The organism is Ottowia thiooxydans DSM 14619 (assembly GCF_000422885.1).
Lineage (GTDB): Bacteria > Pseudomonadota > Gammaproteobacteria > Burkholderiales > Burkholderiaceae_C > Ottowia > Ottowia thiooxydans.
Window position 1 is genome coordinate 105,654 of record NZ_AUGX01000009.1, and the last position, 17,593, is coordinate 123,246.

The 17,593-nt window shown below is 59.4% G+C and carries 19 protein-coding genes; 16 read left to right on the plus strand and 3 right to left on the minus strand.

Annotated elements, in window-relative coordinates; genetic code table 11:
• Positions 1-14: 14 nt before the first annotated feature.
• Entirely contained in the window at positions 15-992 is a 978-nt protein-coding gene (locus tag G518_RS0106410) for a Bug family tripartite tricarboxylate transporter substrate binding protein (RefSeq protein WP_028601815.1), read from the plus strand.
• A complete protein-coding gene (locus G518_RS0106415; RefSeq protein WP_028601816.1) occupies positions 992-1,417 on the plus strand; it encodes a GlcG/HbpS family heme-binding protein in 426 nt (141 codons plus the stop codon). The genes G518_RS0106410 and G518_RS0106415 overlap by 1 nt, the downstream gene beginning before the upstream one ends.
• Before the next feature lie 120 nt (positions 1,418-1,537).
• Here the strand turns inward: G518_RS0106415 and G518_RS34145 are convergent, their stop codons facing one another.
• Positions 1,538-2,467 carry a LysR family transcriptional regulator gene (locus G518_RS34145; protein WP_051236129.1) on the minus strand — a complete coding sequence of 310 codons (930 nt, stop codon included), beginning with the start codon at positions 2,465-2,467 and terminating at the stop codon, positions 1,538-1,540.
• Positions 2,468-2,545: 78 nt separating this feature from the next.
• On the opposite strand from G518_RS34145, the gene G518_RS0106425 reads away from it, so the two are divergent.
• The 6 genes from G518_RS0106425 (at position 2,546) to G518_RS34160 (ending at position 9,097) form a co-directional block, all read left to right on the plus strand.
• Positions 2,546-3,586 (plus strand): amidohydrolase family protein, encoded by a 1,041-nt coding sequence (locus G518_RS0106425; protein WP_036593785.1) that lies wholly within the window; start codon positions 2,546-2,548, stop codon positions 3,584-3,586.
• The gene (locus G518_RS0106430) at positions 3,583-4,482 is read left to right on the plus strand and encodes a VOC family protein (RefSeq protein ID WP_028601818.1); all 900 of its coding nucleotides are present in this window, start codon (positions 3,583-3,585) and stop codon (positions 4,480-4,482) included. The genes G518_RS0106425 and G518_RS0106430 overlap by 4 nt, the downstream gene beginning before the upstream one ends.
• 15 nt (positions 4,483-4,497) lie before the next feature.
• Positions 4,498-5,364, plus strand: a complete 867-nt coding sequence (locus G518_RS0106435) for a fumarylacetoacetate hydrolase family protein (protein WP_028601819.1) — start codon at positions 4,498-4,500, stop codon at positions 5,362-5,364.
• A complete protein-coding gene (locus G518_RS34150; protein ID WP_051236131.1) occupies positions 5,361-6,950 on the plus strand; it encodes a bifunctional 3-(3-hydroxy-phenyl)propionate/3-hydroxycinnamic acid hydroxylase in 1,590 nt (529 codons plus the stop codon). Before G518_RS0106435 ends, G518_RS34150 begins: the two co-directional genes overlap by 4 nt.
• Positions 6,951-7,044: 94 nt before the next feature.
• Positions 7,045-8,019 carry a Bug family tripartite tricarboxylate transporter substrate binding protein gene (locus G518_RS34155; protein ID WP_051236132.1) on the plus strand — a complete coding sequence of 325 codons (975 nt, stop codon included), beginning with the start codon at positions 7,045-7,047 and terminating at the stop codon, positions 8,017-8,019.
• Between the two features lie 4 nt (positions 8,020-8,023).
• Positions 8,024-9,097, plus strand: a complete 1,074-nt coding sequence (locus G518_RS34160; protein ID WP_051236134.1) for an aromatic ring-hydroxylating dioxygenase subunit alpha — start codon at positions 8,024-8,026, stop codon at positions 9,095-9,097.
• 166 nt (positions 9,098-9,263) lie between these two features.
• On the opposite strand, the gene G518_RS34165 is transcribed toward G518_RS34160, so the two are convergent.
• Positions 9,264-9,815 (minus strand): MarR family winged helix-turn-helix transcriptional regulator, encoded by a 552-nt coding sequence (locus G518_RS34165; RefSeq protein ID WP_051236136.1) that lies wholly within the window; start codon positions 9,813-9,815, stop codon positions 9,264-9,266.
• 141 nt (positions 9,816-9,956) lie between these two features.
• Between G518_RS34165 and G518_RS0106465 the strand changes: the two genes are divergently transcribed.
• The 8 genes from G518_RS0106465 to G518_RS0106505 all read left to right on the plus strand — a co-directional run bounded on the left by G518_RS0106465 (position 9,957) and on the right by G518_RS0106505 (position 16,980).
• A complete protein-coding gene (locus tag G518_RS0106465) occupies positions 9,957-10,319 on the plus strand; it encodes a hypothetical protein (RefSeq protein WP_028601820.1) in 363 nt (120 codons plus the stop codon).
• The gene (locus G518_RS0106470; RefSeq protein ID WP_028601821.1) at positions 10,319-11,161 is read left to right on the plus strand and encodes a class III extradiol dioxygenase family protein; all 843 of its coding nucleotides are present in this window, start codon (positions 10,319-10,321) and stop codon (positions 11,159-11,161) included. The genes G518_RS0106465 and G518_RS0106470 overlap by 1 nt, the downstream gene beginning before the upstream one ends.
• Positions 11,161-12,339, plus strand: a complete 1,179-nt coding sequence (locus G518_RS0106475; protein WP_028601822.1) for a 4-hydroxybenzoate 3-monooxygenase — start codon at positions 11,161-11,163, stop codon at positions 12,337-12,339. The genes G518_RS0106470 and G518_RS0106475 overlap by 1 nt, the downstream gene beginning before the upstream one ends.
• Positions 12,340-12,351: 12 nt before the next feature.
• Positions 12,352-13,359, plus strand: a complete 1,008-nt coding sequence (locus tag G518_RS0106480; protein WP_036593787.1) for a Bug family tripartite tricarboxylate transporter substrate binding protein — start codon at positions 12,352-12,354, stop codon at positions 13,357-13,359.
• Between the two features lie 484 nt (positions 13,360-13,843).
• The gene (locus tag G518_RS0106490) at positions 13,844-14,125 is read left to right on the plus strand and encodes a helix-turn-helix domain-containing protein (protein WP_028601824.1); all 282 of its coding nucleotides are present in this window, start codon (positions 13,844-13,846) and stop codon (positions 14,123-14,125) included.
• Positions 14,122-15,444 (plus strand): type II toxin-antitoxin system HipA family toxin, encoded by a 1,323-nt coding sequence (locus G518_RS0106495; protein ID WP_028601825.1) that lies wholly within the window; start codon positions 14,122-14,124, stop codon positions 15,442-15,444. The genes G518_RS0106490 and G518_RS0106495 overlap by 4 nt, the downstream gene beginning before the upstream one ends.
• A 90-nt stretch (positions 15,445-15,534) precedes the next feature.
• Positions 15,535-16,686 carry a hypothetical protein gene (locus tag G518_RS0106500; protein WP_028601826.1) on the plus strand — a complete coding sequence of 384 codons (1,152 nt, stop codon included), beginning with the start codon at positions 15,535-15,537 and terminating at the stop codon, positions 16,684-16,686.
• A 9-nt stretch (positions 16,687-16,695) separates the two neighbouring features.
• The gene (locus G518_RS0106505) at positions 16,696-16,980 is read left to right on the plus strand and encodes a TOTE conflict system archaeo-eukaryotic primase domain-containing protein (protein ID WP_028601827.1); all 285 of its coding nucleotides are present in this window, start codon (positions 16,696-16,698) and stop codon (positions 16,978-16,980) included.
• Positions 16,981-17,340: 360 nt separating this feature from the next.
• Here the strand turns inward: G518_RS0106505 and G518_RS41285 are convergent, their stop codons facing one another.
• A complete protein-coding gene (locus G518_RS41285) occupies positions 17,341-17,475 on the minus strand; it encodes a hypothetical protein (protein ID WP_281170514.1) in 135 nt (44 codons plus the stop codon).
• Positions 17,476-17,593 lie beyond the last annotated feature (118 nt).

Genomic DNA, 17,593 nt, shown 5'->3' on the forward strand with positions numbered 1-17,593 from the left:
AAAGGAGACAAACCATGCAACGTAGAGACTTACTTCGCGCAGCAGCTGCCGCCGGCCTCGTCGGAGGCGGGCTTCCCGCTTTCGGACAACCATCAGGCAACATCGTCGTTTGGTCGGGCTTCCCCTCTGGAGGCTTGGGCGACCAGGTGAGCCGCCCGCTAATGGATCAGTTGCGAGGAAAATTCCCTCAAAACCTGATCTATGACTCCAAGCCAGGTGCAGCTGGCCGCATCGCGGCGGAGTTCGTCAAGCGCAGTGCCCCTGATGGGAACAACCTCTTCCAGGCTCCAGCCGGTCTCCTGACATTGCATCCGCACGTCTTCAAGAAGTTGCCCTACGACCCATTGGTGGATTTCACGGCTGTGGCTGGCCTCTGCAATTTCACATACTCTTTTACGGCTGGCCCTGGCCTGCCGGCGCACATCAAGACAGTGCAAGAGTATCTCGCCTGGGCTAAGGCCAATCCCGGTCAAGCCAACTACGGCGTTCCCTCCATCGGGACATCGCTGCACCTCTCGGGCATGCTGCTTTCGCGGGCGTCCGGCGTTGAGCTTCGTGCCATTCCTTACAAAGGGGGCGGGCCGTTGTTGACAGATCTGCTTGGGGGGCAAGTCCCAGTGAGCTTTAATGTGGTGAGCGAAGTCCTGCCGCATGTGCGCTCTGGCAAGCTGCGCACCCTGGCCGTCACGAGTCCCAACCGCTGGAAGGGAATGACGGACATCCCTACGTTGGTGGAGCTGGGCTATAAAGACATTTCTTTTGTCGAGTGGCTGGGTTGGTTCGCCCCTGCAGGAGCGCCTGCTGCCAAGGTGGCGTCTTTGAACGCCGCAGTGAATTCTCAACTGACATCGCCCGCGATGGCAGAAGTCTTTGAGAAGAACGCGCTGCAGCCACTGGGCGGCTCCCCAGCGCAGCTCACTGCGCTGGTCAAGAGTGATTACGACCACTACATGAATGTGGTGAAAGCCACGGGCTTCACGCCGGAAGAATGATGTCAATGCTTACCCTCGAACAAGCGAATCAGATCATTAGCGCCGCTCTCGCTGCATCGCAAAAAGCGGGCTACCGCCCCATGGGAATCGCGGTGCTGGATGATGCCGGGAATTTGAAGGCCTATGCGAGCGAGGACGGGGCCAGCATGTTCCGCTTTGACATCGCTCGCGCGAAGGCGTGGGGCGCCGTTGGCATGGGTGTGTCCAGCCGGAAGCTCGGCGAGCGTGCCAAAGAGAATCCAAACTTCTTTGTCTCCCTGGCCGCAACGGCTTCCGGGAAATTCATCGCCCATACCGGGGCAGTGGTGATCAAGGACGCGCAAGGCAATACCCTTGGCGCAGTTGGTGCCAGTGGTGGTACGGGCGAGGAGGACGAAGCGATCTGTATCGCCGGGGTCCTGGCCGCAGGCTTGCAACACGGGTAACACCGCCAAGGCAACCCCGTCTTACCCGGCGGGGCCTTGAATAGCAAGGTCTGCCGGTTTTTTAGCCGGTGGACGTATCGGCGTGGATTGCGCCGAAGACCTCAAGGCTCACGTTGAGATTCAGCCAGGCAACTTGGCGCCCGGGGCGCGACGGTTGGTTTCGTATAGCAAGCCTCGGAACCATTTGTTGGCGGGGTCGCTTTGCATACGGCGATGCCAGTACTGCTGCACCTTGATCTGGGGCATCTTGAAGGGCAAATCAATCCTCTTCAGTTCGATGTGACGACCCACGACGGTGGCGATATCGTCCGGCACCGTTGCAATCAGGTCGCTCCCAGGTAACAAGGCCACCAGGCTCATGTAGTGTGAGAGCTCGAGCGTCACGTGACGATGCCATCCCTTGGTGTTCAGAAAGTGATCCAGCTCGTGTTCACGTCCATCAGGTCGAACAACGATATGACGCGCTGCGAGATACTGACGAAGTGTCAGGCGTTGTCCGGCGGCGACGTCGTTTCCTGCGCAAACGATGCATGCGTACGAAGTCGTGAAGAGCGCTTGCTGGAAGAAGTTAGCTCTTTGCAAATCCGGGAAAAAGCCCACGGCAAGTTCGGCCTCGCCCCGCTCGAGGGCTTCAGCTGCCGCTGAACGAGGTTTCGCCAACGCTCTCAATCGAATCTCAGGCGCTTCAAGGCGCAAACGCTTCAGCAAGCCTGGAAGGAATGCGACCTCCCCAATGTCCGGGGTGAGGATGGTGAAAGTCCGGTCGGCCAAAGCAGGGTTGAACCCGGCCTGCTGAAGAATTTCCGACTGAATTGTTTGCACCACGCTTTGAACTACAGGCGCCAACTTGGCTGCCAGCGGTGTCGGCTCCATCCCGGAGCCGGTGCGTACAAACAAGGGATCGTTGAAGAGCTTGCGCAAACGCCCCAGCGCCCCGCTGGTTGCCGGTTGGCTGAGTCCAACAGCTTCGGCCGTCTTGTTCACGCTGCGATGGCGCGCCATCGCATCGAAGATGAGCAAGAGGTTCAGGTCGACGGTTCGAATATCCATGAAACGGATTTTACTAATTCGCCAAATCGTCTGTACAGCATGGGGAACGATCCCTAACATTCGACGCGGAGACACGAATTGAGCTACATCAAAACATCATCAGGTTGCAACTGCGGCATCGATACCCACGCACACGTGGTGCCGGAAAACTTTCCGGCCTACATCGGCGCGGAGGTGCCTGCCGACTGGCCCTCGATGGCTGCAGCCCAGGCATGCCATCGCAGCGTGATGATCTCGGGCAAGGTCTACCGCACTGTGTCTGATAAATGTTGGGACACAGGTAAACGCCTGGTCGATCTTGAGTCGATGGGCATCGCGCTACAAGTCGTGTCTCCCATGCCCGAGTTGCTCTCCTATTGGATGAAGCCGGCGGCCGCACAGCAATTGCTCCGATTTCTGAATGATCAGATCGCAGGTATGGTCAATGAGAGTGGAGGCCGGATCGCAGGTTTAGGGGCCGTCCCGCTACAGGACATCGAATTGGCAATGCGTGAGTTGGAATACTGCGTCAAGGTGCTGGGCTTCGCTGGTATCGAAATCGGCAGCAATATCAATGGTGTGCCGATCGGTGATCCCAGGTTCCACCCGTTCTTTGCGGCCTGCCAGGAGACGGGCGCCGCCGTCTTTGTGCACGCTATTCGGCCCGCTGGAATGGAGCGACTGGTTGGACCTGCTCCACTTCAGCAGGTTCTTGCTTATCCCGGGGATGTGGGCCTTGCCGCCGCATCGGTCATCACGAGCAATCTGATGGAGACGCATCCCAAGTTACGCCTTGCGTTCAGTCATGGCGGTGGAACGCTCGCGATGCTGCTTCCTCGTCTGCAGCAGGGCTGGCAGGTCTTCCCAGCGCTTGCAGAGAGCATCAAGGCGGCGCCGGTGGAGCAGGCCCGCAAGTTCTTCTACGACACGCTGGTGTTCGACACACCAACGTTGCGTCACCTGGTGGACACGTTCGGTGCTTCCCAGCTAATGGTTGGCACCGACTATCCGTTCAACTTCCACGACCGTAAGCCCATCGAGCGCATCACCGAAGCTGGATTTGACGAAGGTACCGCTATGAACTTGATCAAACACAACGCCGAGCGGTTCCTCGCTCGCGCACTGGAGACCATGCAATGACATCCCCCTGGATAGAAGGGTTACGCAGCGTGGCGTTGAACGTTCCCGACCTCGCGAAGGCAGAGCAGTTCTACGTCCAAGTCTGGCACTTGGAGGTGGCGCACCGCAAGGACAACGCCATCTACCTTCGTGGAAGCGGCGGAGATGACCATCTTTTAGCTCTGTACGTGGGTGGCGAGGTGCCGCAAGTGAGACAGGTGACGCTTCGGGCGCGGAGCGCTGAGGCACTGCTGAAGGTTGCGGAGGCGACCGTGCGCGCGGGTGGCAGCATCGTGACGCCTGTTGGGCCACTGACGAAGAACCCCGCCGGCGGCACCGGCGTCACGGTACGCGACCCGCACGGACGTATCTTCCAAGTGGTACACGGAGATGCGCGCCATGAACCGCAGCCTCCGGTCCAAGACAGACCCATTCGCTTGACACATGCAGTTCTGAATAGTCACGCAGTGGATGAAACAAAGCAATTCATGGAGCAGGCATTCGGCTTTCGGCTTGCAGACCGTACAGGAATCATGGCGTTCATGAACTGCGACCGTGATCATCACACCATCGCTATCGGCATCACCGATAACGATGCGCTCAATCACATCGCATTTTTGATGCCCGACATGGAATCCGTGATGCGCGGGGGCGGGCGCATGAAGGATGCGGGATTTCCGATTCAGTGGGGGCCTGGCCGCCATGGTCCTGGCAACAACCTTTTCAACTACTTCATCGATCCGTTCGGGATCGTCATCGAATACACAGCCGATGTAGAGCAGATCGACGAATCCTACGTGGCACGCGGACCGTCCGATTGGAAATGGCCAGAAGGTCGTTATGACCAGTGGGGCATTTCACAGCCTCCCGGCGCACCGCTCAAAGAGGCTCAGCGCCGCGTCTTCTTCGTTTCCTGATTGAGAAAACACTCTATGAAATTCACAACCTATCTTCGCCAAGGGGCACCGCGCCTGGCTGTCGTTGACGGCGCCAACATCGTTGACTTGAACGATGCGCAGCCTAACGTTCCCGCAGACATTCGCCTGGCGCTGAAGTCCGGCATCGACCTGGATGCGGCGGCGCGTACTGCCATTGCGGGCAAGGCTGCACGCCAACTTCTAGCGGACGTCAAGCTAGCGCCACTCGTGCCCGAGCCTGGCAAGATCGTGTGCCTCGGTCTCAACTACTTCGACCACGCCAAGGAAGGGGGGCGTGACAAGCCTGAATACCCCTGGTTCTTTTTCCGTGGCGCGTCTTCTCAAGTCGCGCACGGCGAAGCGGGCTGGCTGCCACGGGTGTCGACCCGCTTCGACTACGAGGCCGAACTGGCCGTCGTGATTGGCAAGACCGTGCCGCGTCACACGAAGGAAGCTGACGCCCTGCAATACGTGTTCGGCTACAGCTGCTACAACGACATGAGCGTGCGCGACTACCAGAAACGCACCCCACAGTGGACCATTGGCAAGAACTTCGACCGCACCGGCGGCTTTGGCCCTACTCTGGTGACGGCGGATGAACTGCCTGCCGGTGCGGTCGGCTTGCGCATACAGAGTCGCTTGAACGGCCAGGTGATGCAGGACGCCAACACGAGCGACATGATCTTCACCGTTGCCGAGACCATCGCCCTATTGGCGGAGGTGCTGACACTCGAGCCTGGAGACGTCATTGTGATGGGCACACCCGCGGGGGTGGGGCAGGCGCGCACGCCGCCGGTTTGGATGAAAGCCGGTGACACGATCGAGATAGAGATCGACCGCGTGGGTCTTTTGTCGAACCCGATTGTTGCCGAGCCAGCATGAGCGAGGAGAGCATCTACGACGTTGCGATCGTCGGCTATGGGCCGGCGGGCGCGGTCGCAGCCGGACTGCTGGGTCAACAAGGCTTGAACGTGTACGTGTGCGAGAAGCTGCAGAAGGTGTACGCGATTCCGCGTGCCATCGCGATGGACCACGAGATCCTGCGTGTGTTGCAGCAGCTGGGAGTGGTGGATGCCGTTGCGCCGTTCATGGAACCGTTCACGGACTCCGAGTATTTCGGCGTTGATGGGCAACTGATCAAACGGATGACCATGCTCGGCGCACCTTATCCGCAGGGATATACACCCTCCAATGTGTTCACTCAGCCGCCGGTGGAGGAGGCATTGCGTGCCCGCGTGAAGCAGTTGCCCAATGTGCACGTGGACCTGGGTGTCGAGATGATGCGTGTTCACCCTGATGTCGACGGTGTGACGCTGAGCATCGATGAAAGAGGCCAATCGAAGCTTGTTCGCGCCAAGTATCTGATCGCATGCGATGGGGGCTCCAGCCCTGTGCGGACGCAGTTGAACATGCCACTGGAAGACCTGGACTTCGACGAGCCCTGGCTGGTGGTAGACGTTCTGGTTAACGAGCAGGGGCTGGCCAAACTTCCTACGACGAGCGTGCAGTATTGCGAGCCGGAACGGCCGTGCACGATGGTCATCGGGCCTAAGAACCATCGGCGGTGGGAGATATCGCTCAAGCCAGACGAAGACCCCATGGAAGTGCAAAGGCCCGAGGAGACCTGGAAACTGCTCTCGCGTTGGCTTACTCCGCAAGATGGCGAGTTGTGGCGTCAGTCGAGTTACCGTTTCCACGCGCTGGTAGCTTCGGAGTGGCGCCAAGGTCGCGTGTTCCTCGCAGGAGATGCGGCGCATATGCAGCCCCCCTTCCTTGGCCAGGGGATGTGCCAGGGAATCCGTGACGTCACCAATCTCAGCTGGAAGCTGGGTTCAGTGCTCCGAGGCGAGGTGCAGGGTGATGTAGCTAGGGAGCTGCTGGATAGTTATGGCATCGAGCGCAAGGCGCATGTACGCGAGCTCACCAGCCGCATCAAGCACGTAGGTGAAGTGATCTGCGAACGAGACCCTATCAAGGCGCGCGAGCGCGACGCGAAACTCCTGGCCGAGTGTGGCGGGGTGGTGAAAGACACTCCGCGACAGGACATCATTCCAAAGTTGGAGACTGGATTGCTGTCGCAAGAGGCATCGACTGCCCGCGGCGCTTTGTTTCCGCAACCTTGGATCAAGCAAGAGAGCGCTCCGCAACGGATGGATGTACTTGCCGGTAACGGATGGCGACTCGTGATGGCTTCGAACGTGGAGGTTTCCGAAGCGCTCAAAGGATTGCCGAAAGTATCAGTCATCTCGCTCCAGACGCCTGCGTACTCGGAGATGGAGGGAGTGGCAGCCGCCTGGTTCCGACGGCACGAGTGCGTCGCGGCATTGGTGAGGCCTGATAACTATGTGTTCGGCACCGCGGCCACTACGGCCGAGTTAGCCAACTTGCTTGCGGAGTGGCGAATGCGTATGAGCAACTCAAGGGAGACCGATCGCAACGCAATGCAAGCCGGGCATTCGGTCCACTAAACGCTTGGGCGCCTGGAGGGCGGTCAGGCCAGGGTTGCAGCCAGCACTGTGCTGGGCTTCAACCGATGAGCTACCAAATATTAAAGGAGACAAGATGAAACGCCGTGACTTCACTCGTTGTGCAACCGCTCTCGCCATGGCCGCTGCGGCGCCGGTGGCCTTCGGACAGACTTGGCCGGAAAAGAGCGTGAAGCTGATCCTGTCGCAACCTGCGGGTTCGGGGGCTGATGCCATGGCGCGGATGATCTCTGATCAACTCGCGAAGAAGTGGGCTCAATCCATCGTGGTCGAGAACCGCCCTGGGGGGCAGAACGTCATCGGCGCGCAGGCTGCAGCCAAATCGCCTGCAGATGGATATACGTTTTACTTCGCCACTGCCGCGGCTCTGGTGACCAACCCCTACTTGATTAAAAACCTTCCCTACGACCCGCAGAAGGACTTCGTTCCTGTGGGCATGGTCGGCAAGGTTCCGTTCGTCGTCAGCGTGAATGCCGGCTCTCAGTTCAAAACGCTAGAGGACCTCGTCACCTATGCCAAAGCAAACCCGGGGAAACTTGCCGTCGCCAACGAAGGGCCGAAGACCTTCGGCGGCATGGTGACCCGTCTTCTCGCATCGCAGCTTGGCATCCAGGTGAATGCCGTTTCCTATGTGTCCGTGGGTGCCGCCGTTACGGACACGGTAGGCGGGCAAGTGGAGGTGCTTTTGAGTGATATGCCCTCAGCGGTTCAAATGATTCGCAGCGGGAGGCTGCGCCCCCTCGCGGTGACGACAGCCAAGCGCGTTGCGGGCCTTGAGAACGTTCCTCCGATCGCGGACACGCTGCCGGGCTTTGATTTCGCCGGCTGGCTCGTCATCGTGGCACCGACGGGTACGCCCGCTGCGGTGGTACAGCGCGCCAACCGCGATCTCGAAGCCATCCTCACGGACAAAGACATCGCCGGCCGCCTTCTGGCGATTGGCCCCATTACCGAAGGCGCGGGCACCGTGGAACAGACGGGTGCGTTCTTGCGACGCGAATACGAGCGCTGGGGTAATGTCACCAAAGCCGTGGGCATCCTTCCGGAGTAATTGAATGGCGTTCCTTAAAAACACCTGGTACGTCGCGGCGTGGGCCGACGAAATCACACGCGCATTGTTGCCCCGGCAGATACTGGGCGACCGAGTCGTTCTGTATCGAAAACTGGACGGCAGTGCTGCGGCTGTAGCAGATCGTTGCCCGCATCGGTTCGCGCCCCTGTCTATGGGAAAGCTTGTGGACGACACTATCGAATGTGCGTACCACGGCTTGCGGTTCGATTGTTCCGGCAAGTGCACCTTCAACCCGCACGGCAATGGAATGTTGCCTCCCAGGGCGCTGGTACGCAGCTTTCCCGTGGCAGAACGCTACAAGCTTCTGTGGATCTGGATGGGCGATCCGGCCAAGGCCGACGAGGACACCATTCCGGAATTCGATTTCCTGTCGAACCCCACGTTCCAGAACGTGAAAGGCTACACGCTCGCTGAAGGCCACTACGAATTGATGACTGACAACATCATGGATCTCGGGCACATCGAATTCCTGCACCCAGGGTTGCTAGGTAGCGAAGCGGTTCGCAAGGCGAAGACGGAGATCGTCCAACGCGGTAACACCGTGTTTTCCAATCGCCTCACCAGCGATGAGATTCTGCCTCCAGTGCTGCAGAAATGGTACGAGGCTGGCGAGCGCACGGTGCAGCGTTGGCTCAACGTGCGCTGGGACCCGGGCGCGATCATGAAGCTGACGGTTGGCGTGCTTCCTGATGGTGAGCCCCAGGACCAGGCTCATGAAAGTCAGGGATGCCACCTTATGACCCCGGCTACCGAAACCACGACTCACTACTTCTGGGCGCAAGGGCGCAACTGGGGTACGCCGGATCCGGCGATGGACTCACTGCGGCTGGAGTCTCTGCGCACCGCATTCGACACCCAGGACAAACCGATGATCGAAGCCGTCCAGCGCAACATGGGCACGACTGACCTGGACTCGCTCAGCCCTGTCATGCTGTCCTCGGACGGAGGCCCCGTGCGCGCCCGCCGAGTCCTCAAGCAGCTGATTGCGGAAGAGGCCAAGGCGGCGGCGCAGTTAGGTGTGGGCGTGGTCGAATCTCCAATCGTGCGGGTCGGCTGACATGGATTTGCTTCAGGTCCGAGTTGCGGCCAAGAAGACGGAGGCGCAAGACATCTCCTCATTCGAACTGGTGGTGGAGTTTTTCTCAAGAACCGCCCAAGAGTGACACCGCGTTCGACGTGCAGTTGATACGCTCAGGCCTCATGCTCCGCGTTGACCATTCCGGTCAACGCCGTTCGCCCAGGTGTGGCAATTCCACGAATTCGCCCACGGAGCCGCGTCGCCGACCGCCGTGTCTGCGATCCGCCTTTTCAGGCAGTCGATGGGACTTGACCAGAGCATCTGCGGCATCGGTGAGCTTGGTCATGGCCATGTCGAACGCGTTGCGCTCCGCTTCGCTCAGCGTGGACAGTACGAGATTGTTGAGCTGAACCGATTGCGGAAAAAACTCCGCATGCAAGGCTCGGCCGCTTGGCGTGATGTTGACCCAGGCGCGCCGGCGGTCATCCGGATCGATGACACGTGCGAACAGCTTTTTGGTCACCAGATCGGATACGTGCCGCGACACGCGGGGGCGTTCCAAGTGTGACCGCTCCGCCAGTTGAGAAGGCGACATGGCGCCGTGGTCGGCCAGGATGCAAATCAGGCGCCACTCGCGGCGAGTGATGCCGTAGCGGCCCTCGCAGATGCGCGTTACCAAGGCTCCGCTGCTGGCCAATAGTCGGTTGAGCCGGTAGTTCAGGAGGTCATCGACGGTGGTGGGCTGGGCAAAGGACATGGGGCAGATGATGCAAGAAAGACGCCAGCGCAGTGTGAACGACCCCTGCACCTCTTGGCAAGTAAGCCCGAGTTAGTTGTATAGAAGAATTACCGCATTCAATCCTAGACTGGTTTCAGCGACCTACTCTGGAGCCTTTGAATGACGCAGCAGCTGCCCCCGCAGGGCTTGAAAATCTCTGATTCCGACGTGTTCGATCTGAACATGTCCTGGCGCGGTCTCCGCATCAACACGATGTGCAACGCGCTTTCTGACCCTACCAACCGCGAAGCCTGCAAGGCTGACGAAGAAGCTTTTATGGCACGCTTCGAGCTGACCGAGGCCGAGAAACAACTGGTGCGTGCACGCGATTTCAGCGGATTGCTCGCCGTCGGTGGAAACATCTACTTTTTACTTAAGCTGGGGGTGGTCACGGGCAACGGTCTCTACAAGATGGGCGCTTCTATGCGTGGGGAAACACACGAGCAGTTTCTGGCCACACGTAACGACAGCGGAGCGGTGTAATGGGTGGAAAGATCATCGCCGGCATCGGCACTTCACATGTTCCCTCCATCGGCGGCGCCTACGACCGTGGCCGCGCTCAGACACCGGCCTGGAAGCCACTCTTTGATGCCTACGTGCCGGTTCGCGAATGGCTCCAGGAGATCAAACCTGACGTAGCCATCATGGTCTACAACGACCACGGGGCCGATTTCTTCTTCGACAAGTATCCAACCTTTGCCGTGGGATGCGCGGACCAGTACGCCATTGCCGATGAAGGTTTCGGCACGCGGCCCTTGCCGGCCATCCCGGGCGATCTGGCGTTCTCTCAGCACCTATGCCGCTCGTTGGTGTACGACGAGTTCGACATCACGGTGTGCCAGAAGATGGCAGTGGAGCACGGATTTTTGGTGCCTATGCACCTGTGCTTCGATCACACAGATACTTGGCCCGTGGCCTCGGTACCGATCGCGGTCAACGTGTTGCAGCACCCACTGCCTACCGCGCGCCGGTGTTTCCGCTTAGGGCGGTCAATCCGCCGTGCGGTGGAAAGCTATGAGCGCGACTTGCGCGTGGCCATCATAGGCACCGGCGGTATGTCGCACCAGCTCACCGGCAAGCATTTTGGTGACATGCATCGCGATAACGACCTGGACTTTCTCAATCGCATCGAGCATGACCCCGAGAGTCTGACCGAGCTCACACACCAGACTCTGATGGAGAAGTTTGGCGTGGAAGGTATCGAGTTGATTATGTGGCTGGTGATGCGCGGAGCGCTCTCTGGCAGCGTGAAGCAAATGCACCGAAATTACTACGCGCCCATGACTACCGGCATGGGCCTCATCACACTAGAGGAGGCCATTTGATGCGGACACAAGTTGGCATTATTGGCGCAGGACCGGCTGGGCTGATGCTCTCGCACATGTTGCACCTCGAAGGCATTGAATCCGTGATCATTGAGCGTGCGGCGCAAGAACACGTGCAAAACCGTTTACGTGCCGGCGTGCTGGAGCAAGGAACAGTGGAGATGATGCGGTCTCTAGGTTTGGGTGAGCGCATTGGCCAGTTCGGGCTGGAGCAGCACAGCATTGATTTCCGCTTTGGGCGCGAGTCGCACCCAATCAACTTTCACGAGGCTACGGGAGGGCGCAGCGCTTGGGTGTATCCGCAGCACGAGGTGGTGAAAGACCTGATGGCCGCGCGCACTGGGGCTGGGGCGCAGATGTTGTTCGAAACCCCAGTGACCGCGATAGAGGGTATCGGCGGGCCGCGCCCGGTGGTGCGCTTCGAGAAAAATGGTGTACCCGGCGAACTGCACTGCGACTTCGTGGTCGGTTGCGACGGCTTCCGCGGCATTAGCCGCCACGCCATTCCTTCGCAGGCGGGCGAGGTGCACGATCGTATCTACCCCTTTGGCTGGCTCGGCATCCTGGCAGAGGCCGCGCCCGCCACGAACGAAGTGACCTGGGGCTGCCACGAAGACGGCTTTGCAATGATGAGCATCCGCACGAAGTCGATCACGCGCCTTTACCTGCAGTGCGCACCGGATGAGAGTCCTGATAACTGGTCCGACGACCGCATCTGGTCGGAGCTGCACAAACGACTCGACGTACCGGGTTTGCCGCCGATCAATGAAGGCCGCATCACGCAGAAAGGCGTGACGGTCATGCGAAGCTTTCTGTTCGAACCCATGCAGCACGGGCGCTTGTTCCTGGCCGGCGACGCCGCACACATCGTGCCGCCCACCGGCGCCAAAGGCCTGAACTCGGCGATGGCAGACGTGAAGGTGCTAGCCCGTGCGCTCGAACAGCACTACAGGCGCGGTGTCAACGGGCTGCTAGAGCGTTACTCGCAGACATGCCTGAAGCGCATGTGGCTGGTGCAGCGGTTCTCTGCCGGCCTGTGCACGATGGTGCACAGCTTCGAAGGAGACAGCTCATTCATCAAGCGCCTGCAGCGCGCCGACCTGGAATACATGACGGGCACCCATGCCGGCCGTCTGCAGTTTTCCGAAAATTTCACTGGTCTTCCCATCGACGCCTGAAGGAGCTATCTCATGCCACACCTGCCCTCCCTGTCTTCTTCAGCGCGCCGGACTCTGCTGGCGAGCGTCATGGCTGTCCTTGTGCCGCTGGCGATGCCCACCACCGCACTAGCCCAGGCCAGTGCCTGGCCCTCAAAGCCAATCCGGGTAGTGGTCAACTTCCCGCCTGGTAGTTCACCCGACGTGCTTGCGCGCGCGATTTCGCAACCGCTGCAGCAAGCCTTGGGTCAGCCGGTCGTCATCGAGAATCGCGCAGGTGCCAGCGGGATGATTGGCGCTGAGGTCGTGGCGAAATCCGCGGCTGACGGGCACACGCTGTTGATGACGGCGGGCAGTGTCATCACCACCAATCCGTTCATCTATGCCTCGATTCCTTACGACACCGCGAAGGACCTCACGCCGGTGGCCGCGGTGGCGCGAATCGTGCTGTTCCTCGAAACAAGAGCCAGCCTGCCGGTGAAGGACGTCAAGGAATTCCTCGCCTATCTCAAGGCCAACCCCGGCAAGCTGAGCTACGCGTCTGCTGGCAATGCCACAGGCCTACACTTGGCCGGTGAGATGCTAAAGAGCAGGGCTGGTGTATTTGCGCTGCACGTGCCTTACCGTGGTTCGGCTCCTGCATTGCAAGATCTGTTGGCTGGACAGGTGGATTTTTTCTTTGATCCCGGCATCGGCCTGACCCACGTGCGGGCTGAAAAATTACGCCTGTTGGCGGTAGCCGGCATGCGCCGTTCGGCGGCGTTCCCCAACGTGCCTACGTTGGACGAAGCTGGCCTTACGGGATTTGATGCCGGCCAGACGCACGGCTTCTATGCACCTGCGGGTACACCCGCGGCAGTGGTAGAGCGCCTAAACCGCGAGATCAACCGCGTATTGGCGACGCCAGCGGTAAAAGCGCAGATTGAAACGATCGGGGCCGAGGCCACGCCCCTGACGGTGCCGCAGTTCGCAACTGTGATGGCCGACGACAGTAAGCGCTATGGAGCGATCATTAAGGAGCGGAACATCAAGGCGGATTGAGGCCTGCGACACGTGCGTTCGCTCGGAGTCATCTCAACAACGCCGCAGCTTGCAGCTCATCGCAAGCATTGCACCTGAGTTCGCCGCTTACGAGGCTCTTGGAAGGACATCCCGGCGACCAGGTTCATCCTTGGTGTTCTTGGGCGCGAGTTACCTCACCGCGTTCTGCCAGATCCCTGCTGGGAGGGTTGAAGTGACGGGGGACGAGTGCTACTTGATCGGTTTGGTACTAATTTGGGTGTACGCGGTCGTGCGTCAAAGTGCTAAGAAATATAAGATGTGCTCTATTTGATATGAAAAAACTATCGAAATTAGCCAATCTACATTGTTAGATGATCTTTATAGATAGGAAGCTAATAGCAAATACAGCATACATAGGACTTTGCGTAGGTTTGCCTTATTTGCTATATATTGAAGAGGGTTTTTTGGAAATCCCGCTGGGTTTGCAATCATGTCACGTAAAAATTTATAGCAAATAGAGCATATGAATAGCCTACCTGACCTCGGTCGAGCAGTTGCCCGCCTGCGCAAAGAGCGCGGTATGACTCAGAAGGAGCTGGCCGCGTTGAGTGGCATGGGCCAATCCACGCTTGCGCGATTCGAGACGGGCGGTGTCGCCGAGTTTGGCTCCCGCAAACTGCTGCGCCTGCTCGAGGTCCTCGGCTATGAGATGAGCTACGTGCCGATGAAACGAGACTTCACGCTCGACGACGCGCTGGCGGAACGGCAGCGTGCCTTCTCCGGTGACCGCGAAGCGCAATCATGAAACTGCATGTCTTCGTTCATGACAAGCCAGTAGCAACTCTGGAATCCACGGATGGTTTTCGCCACGTGATGTCCTATCACCCGGATGCCCTGCCCGAGCAGTTCGTTTCTCTGCTGATGCCCGTGCGGACGGAGTCCTATGCCTATCCTGATCTGCACCCCATTTTCAGAATGAACCTGCCGGAAGGCTTTTTGCTGTCCATACTCCAGGAGCAACTGGGGCCCCAGGTCGGCGCTTCGCCACTCAACCTGCTGTCGGTGGTCGGGCGCAACGCTATCGGGCGCGTCAAGGTCGCGGCGCCGGGCGCGGATCCGACACAACCGCCCGTGCCTTTTGAGCTTACAGGCATTCTGCGCGGGGATAACTCCGAAGCGGCTTTCGTTGATCTGGTGCGCCGCTACGCCGTGTCTGGTGTGTCGGGCGTCGTCCCAAAATTTCTTTCACCCAACGCGCTGACGGAATACGGTAAAGGGACGCTGGCCACTGACAGGTACATCATCAAGGGAGGCACCGCCCGGTTTCCGGGCGTCGCGCTGAATGAACACCTCTGCATGGAGGTGTCGCGTCAGGCAGATATTCCTACTGCGATGACTGAAGTTTCCGAGGATGGTCAAGCGCTTGTAGTACATCGGTTCGACTTGGAGGAGGACGGCGTCACGCGCAGGGGCATGGAAGATCTGTGTAGTTTGTTGTCGCTACGACCTGAAGAAAAGTACCAGTCGACTTGGGAGCGCGTGGTTGGTCGTATCAAGGATGTGGTGGGTGTGCCGGCACAACAAAACGCGGCACTGTCGCAACTGGCGGATCTCCTGCTACTGACCTATGCGCTACGAAACGCGGACTGCCACACCAAGAACATCGCACTGCTCTACTCATCGCGCGAAAGCATTGCACTGGCTCCGGTCTACGACATGCTGACCATTTCGGTCTACGACGACTATGCGAAGAACCCTCCGGGAATGCCTGTTGAAGGGCGCAGCACCTGGATGCCGGGAAAGGCATTGGAGCGGTTTTTGCAGACGCGGTGCGGCGTGATGCCCACACAGACCAGGGAGCGAGTGGAGCGCATCTGTGATGCTATTGTCCATGTGACTCCTCAGGTGGTGGAGGCGACCAACCGCTATCCCGGATTCCACGAGACGGGCAAGCGTATGCTGCATGCATGGAATACCGGGATGAACAGCCTGCGCCTACAAAGGACCTGGAGTCTACCGTCGCTGGATGTTGCGATCACCCAGGCCCGCTTCTCGGATGTCATACCTGCGGTGCCGACGCCGCAGGAAAAAGTTGGTCGCTCGCCGCTTCTGGGAAAGCGCTGATGCTTGCCGCAAGCAGCTATCGCGTGGGAAAGCTGGCCCTCTTCGCGCGCAGGCGTAAGTCAAGTTGATAGCAGGAAGTCGTCCACCATCATGAGTGAGTATCAGTACTACGAGTTTGCTGCGATCGACTGTGCGCTCACCGACGCAGAGATGGCGCAATTGCGCGCGGTTTCCACTCGCGCAGAGATCACTCCTTTTGGCTTCATGAACCATTACGAGTGGGGCGACTTGAAGGCCGATCCCGCCGACTGGATGCGGTGTTATTTCGACGCCTTTGTCTACACCGCCAACTGGTGTAGTTGTCGGTTGGCTTTGCGCGTGCCGCGCTCTACGTTTCGCAAGGCAGAGCTGGAGCCTTTTAGCGGAGGGAGCCGGTTGACTATTGAGGCCGGCGATGAGCACTGGATCTTCGATTGGTCGCTCGAAGAGAGTGAGGACTACAACCGGTTCGGCGCGGAAGCAGGCCATGGTTGGATGCGACGCTTGGCGCCCCTGCGCGACGAACTCCTGCGCGGCGACCTGCGGTCGCTGTACCTTGGGTGGCTCGCTGCGGCTGACGATATCTGCGATGATGTGCTGGAGCCGCAAGTCCCGCCCGGTTTGTTGGACCTATCCCTGGCGCAGCAGGCGCTGGTCGATTTCATCGAAGTCGATCCCGATATGCTCGCGGCCGCAGCGATGGGAAGCGGGCAGACTGTGAACGACGATTCCGCTCAAGCGGCCGGTATCAATGCATGGCTCGTCGGATGGTCGCGTGAGGAGATGGTGGCCATGCTGAAGCTGATCGCGCAAGGTCAGGGGCGGGAGGCAGAACGTCGAATCAGGTCTGGCCACGCCGCGTGGCTGAAGGCGCACCATCCGCTATCTGCAACTAGTGAGCCACGTCGCACGGTGGGACTGTTGTGCGAACTCTCGCAACTTGAGTCGGGTATGCGGCTGGCGCGCGAAGCCGAGGAGCGTGAAAGACAGGAAGCCGATCGCCGCGAGCAACGCGAGGCAACTTTGAGGCTGTTGATGGCAGACGTGGCTCAGCGCTGGGCCGTTGTCGATGCCCTGGCGCAGCGAGGCTCGGCATCGGGTTATGAGCAGGCTGTGCGAGCGGTGGCGGATCTGGCTGAGGGCTACGCGCTCACCTCCAGTCCCAAAGCCTTCGATCGCGCACTGCGAAACCTGGTGGTGCGCCATGCTACTCGGGGAGCGTTGCTACGCCGCCTGACCGCGGCCGGCCTGTGGTCGGGGTAAGGAAGGCTTATGCCCGACGGCGACCTTGATCACGTAACGCACGAACTGGCACAGCTGCGTGCAGAAAACGCGCGCCTGATTGGTCTGCTTGAAGCTCACAGTATTGCGTGGCGCGAAGCCTCATCGCCGAGTACGCAGGCGGCATCGTCGCCGTTCACCACAGACGATAAGGTCGTTCTCTTCGGGCGTCTGTTTCGTGGACGGACCGACGTGTACCCGATCCGATGGGAAAGCAGGGCAGGAAAGAGCGGATACTCGCCGGCCTGCGCCAACGAATGGCGTGCGGGAATTTAAGAGAAGCCTCTCATCAAGTGTGCGGACTGACCGCTACGCCTATCCGGCGTGACGGACGCCAGTCGATTGAGAATGTGGGGCAAGCGCCAGCGCGGCTATCAAGCTATGGGCTACCGAGTTCCTGCCAAATTGGTCAATGACAGTCTGGATTTTGAATCTGTGGCGCCGTGAGTTGCGAGGAAATCCATAGGTGGTTGGCCAGCTAGACGCCATCGGCACGAATCTGTCTACAAGCTGCTAGGGCGTATCGGGGCGGACGAATAGCCTGAGGCGCCGATGCCTAGTCTTCGGTCCGGATGTGATAGACCGGGACTCGGGATATACAGCCAGCCCGCTGAGAAGGTGTCGCGGATTGAGGCATCAACCAAATCGCAACGGAGCGGTCGCAGTTGCTTCCACGTCGCCGTAGTCCAGCAGCCCCATGCAGTAGGGGGCTTTCGCTTGGGATCCCGTGACATACCCCTGGCGCACGTTGTTCGCTACTGCCCACAGCATTGCGCAACTTTTTCGCGCGATGAGGTCGGGAAACTACTTGCTTGCCGTCATTCCACGTAACGGATATCATTTAATGTATTGAACGCTACATTTAATCCTTGAGAACGCCTTTCTTGCT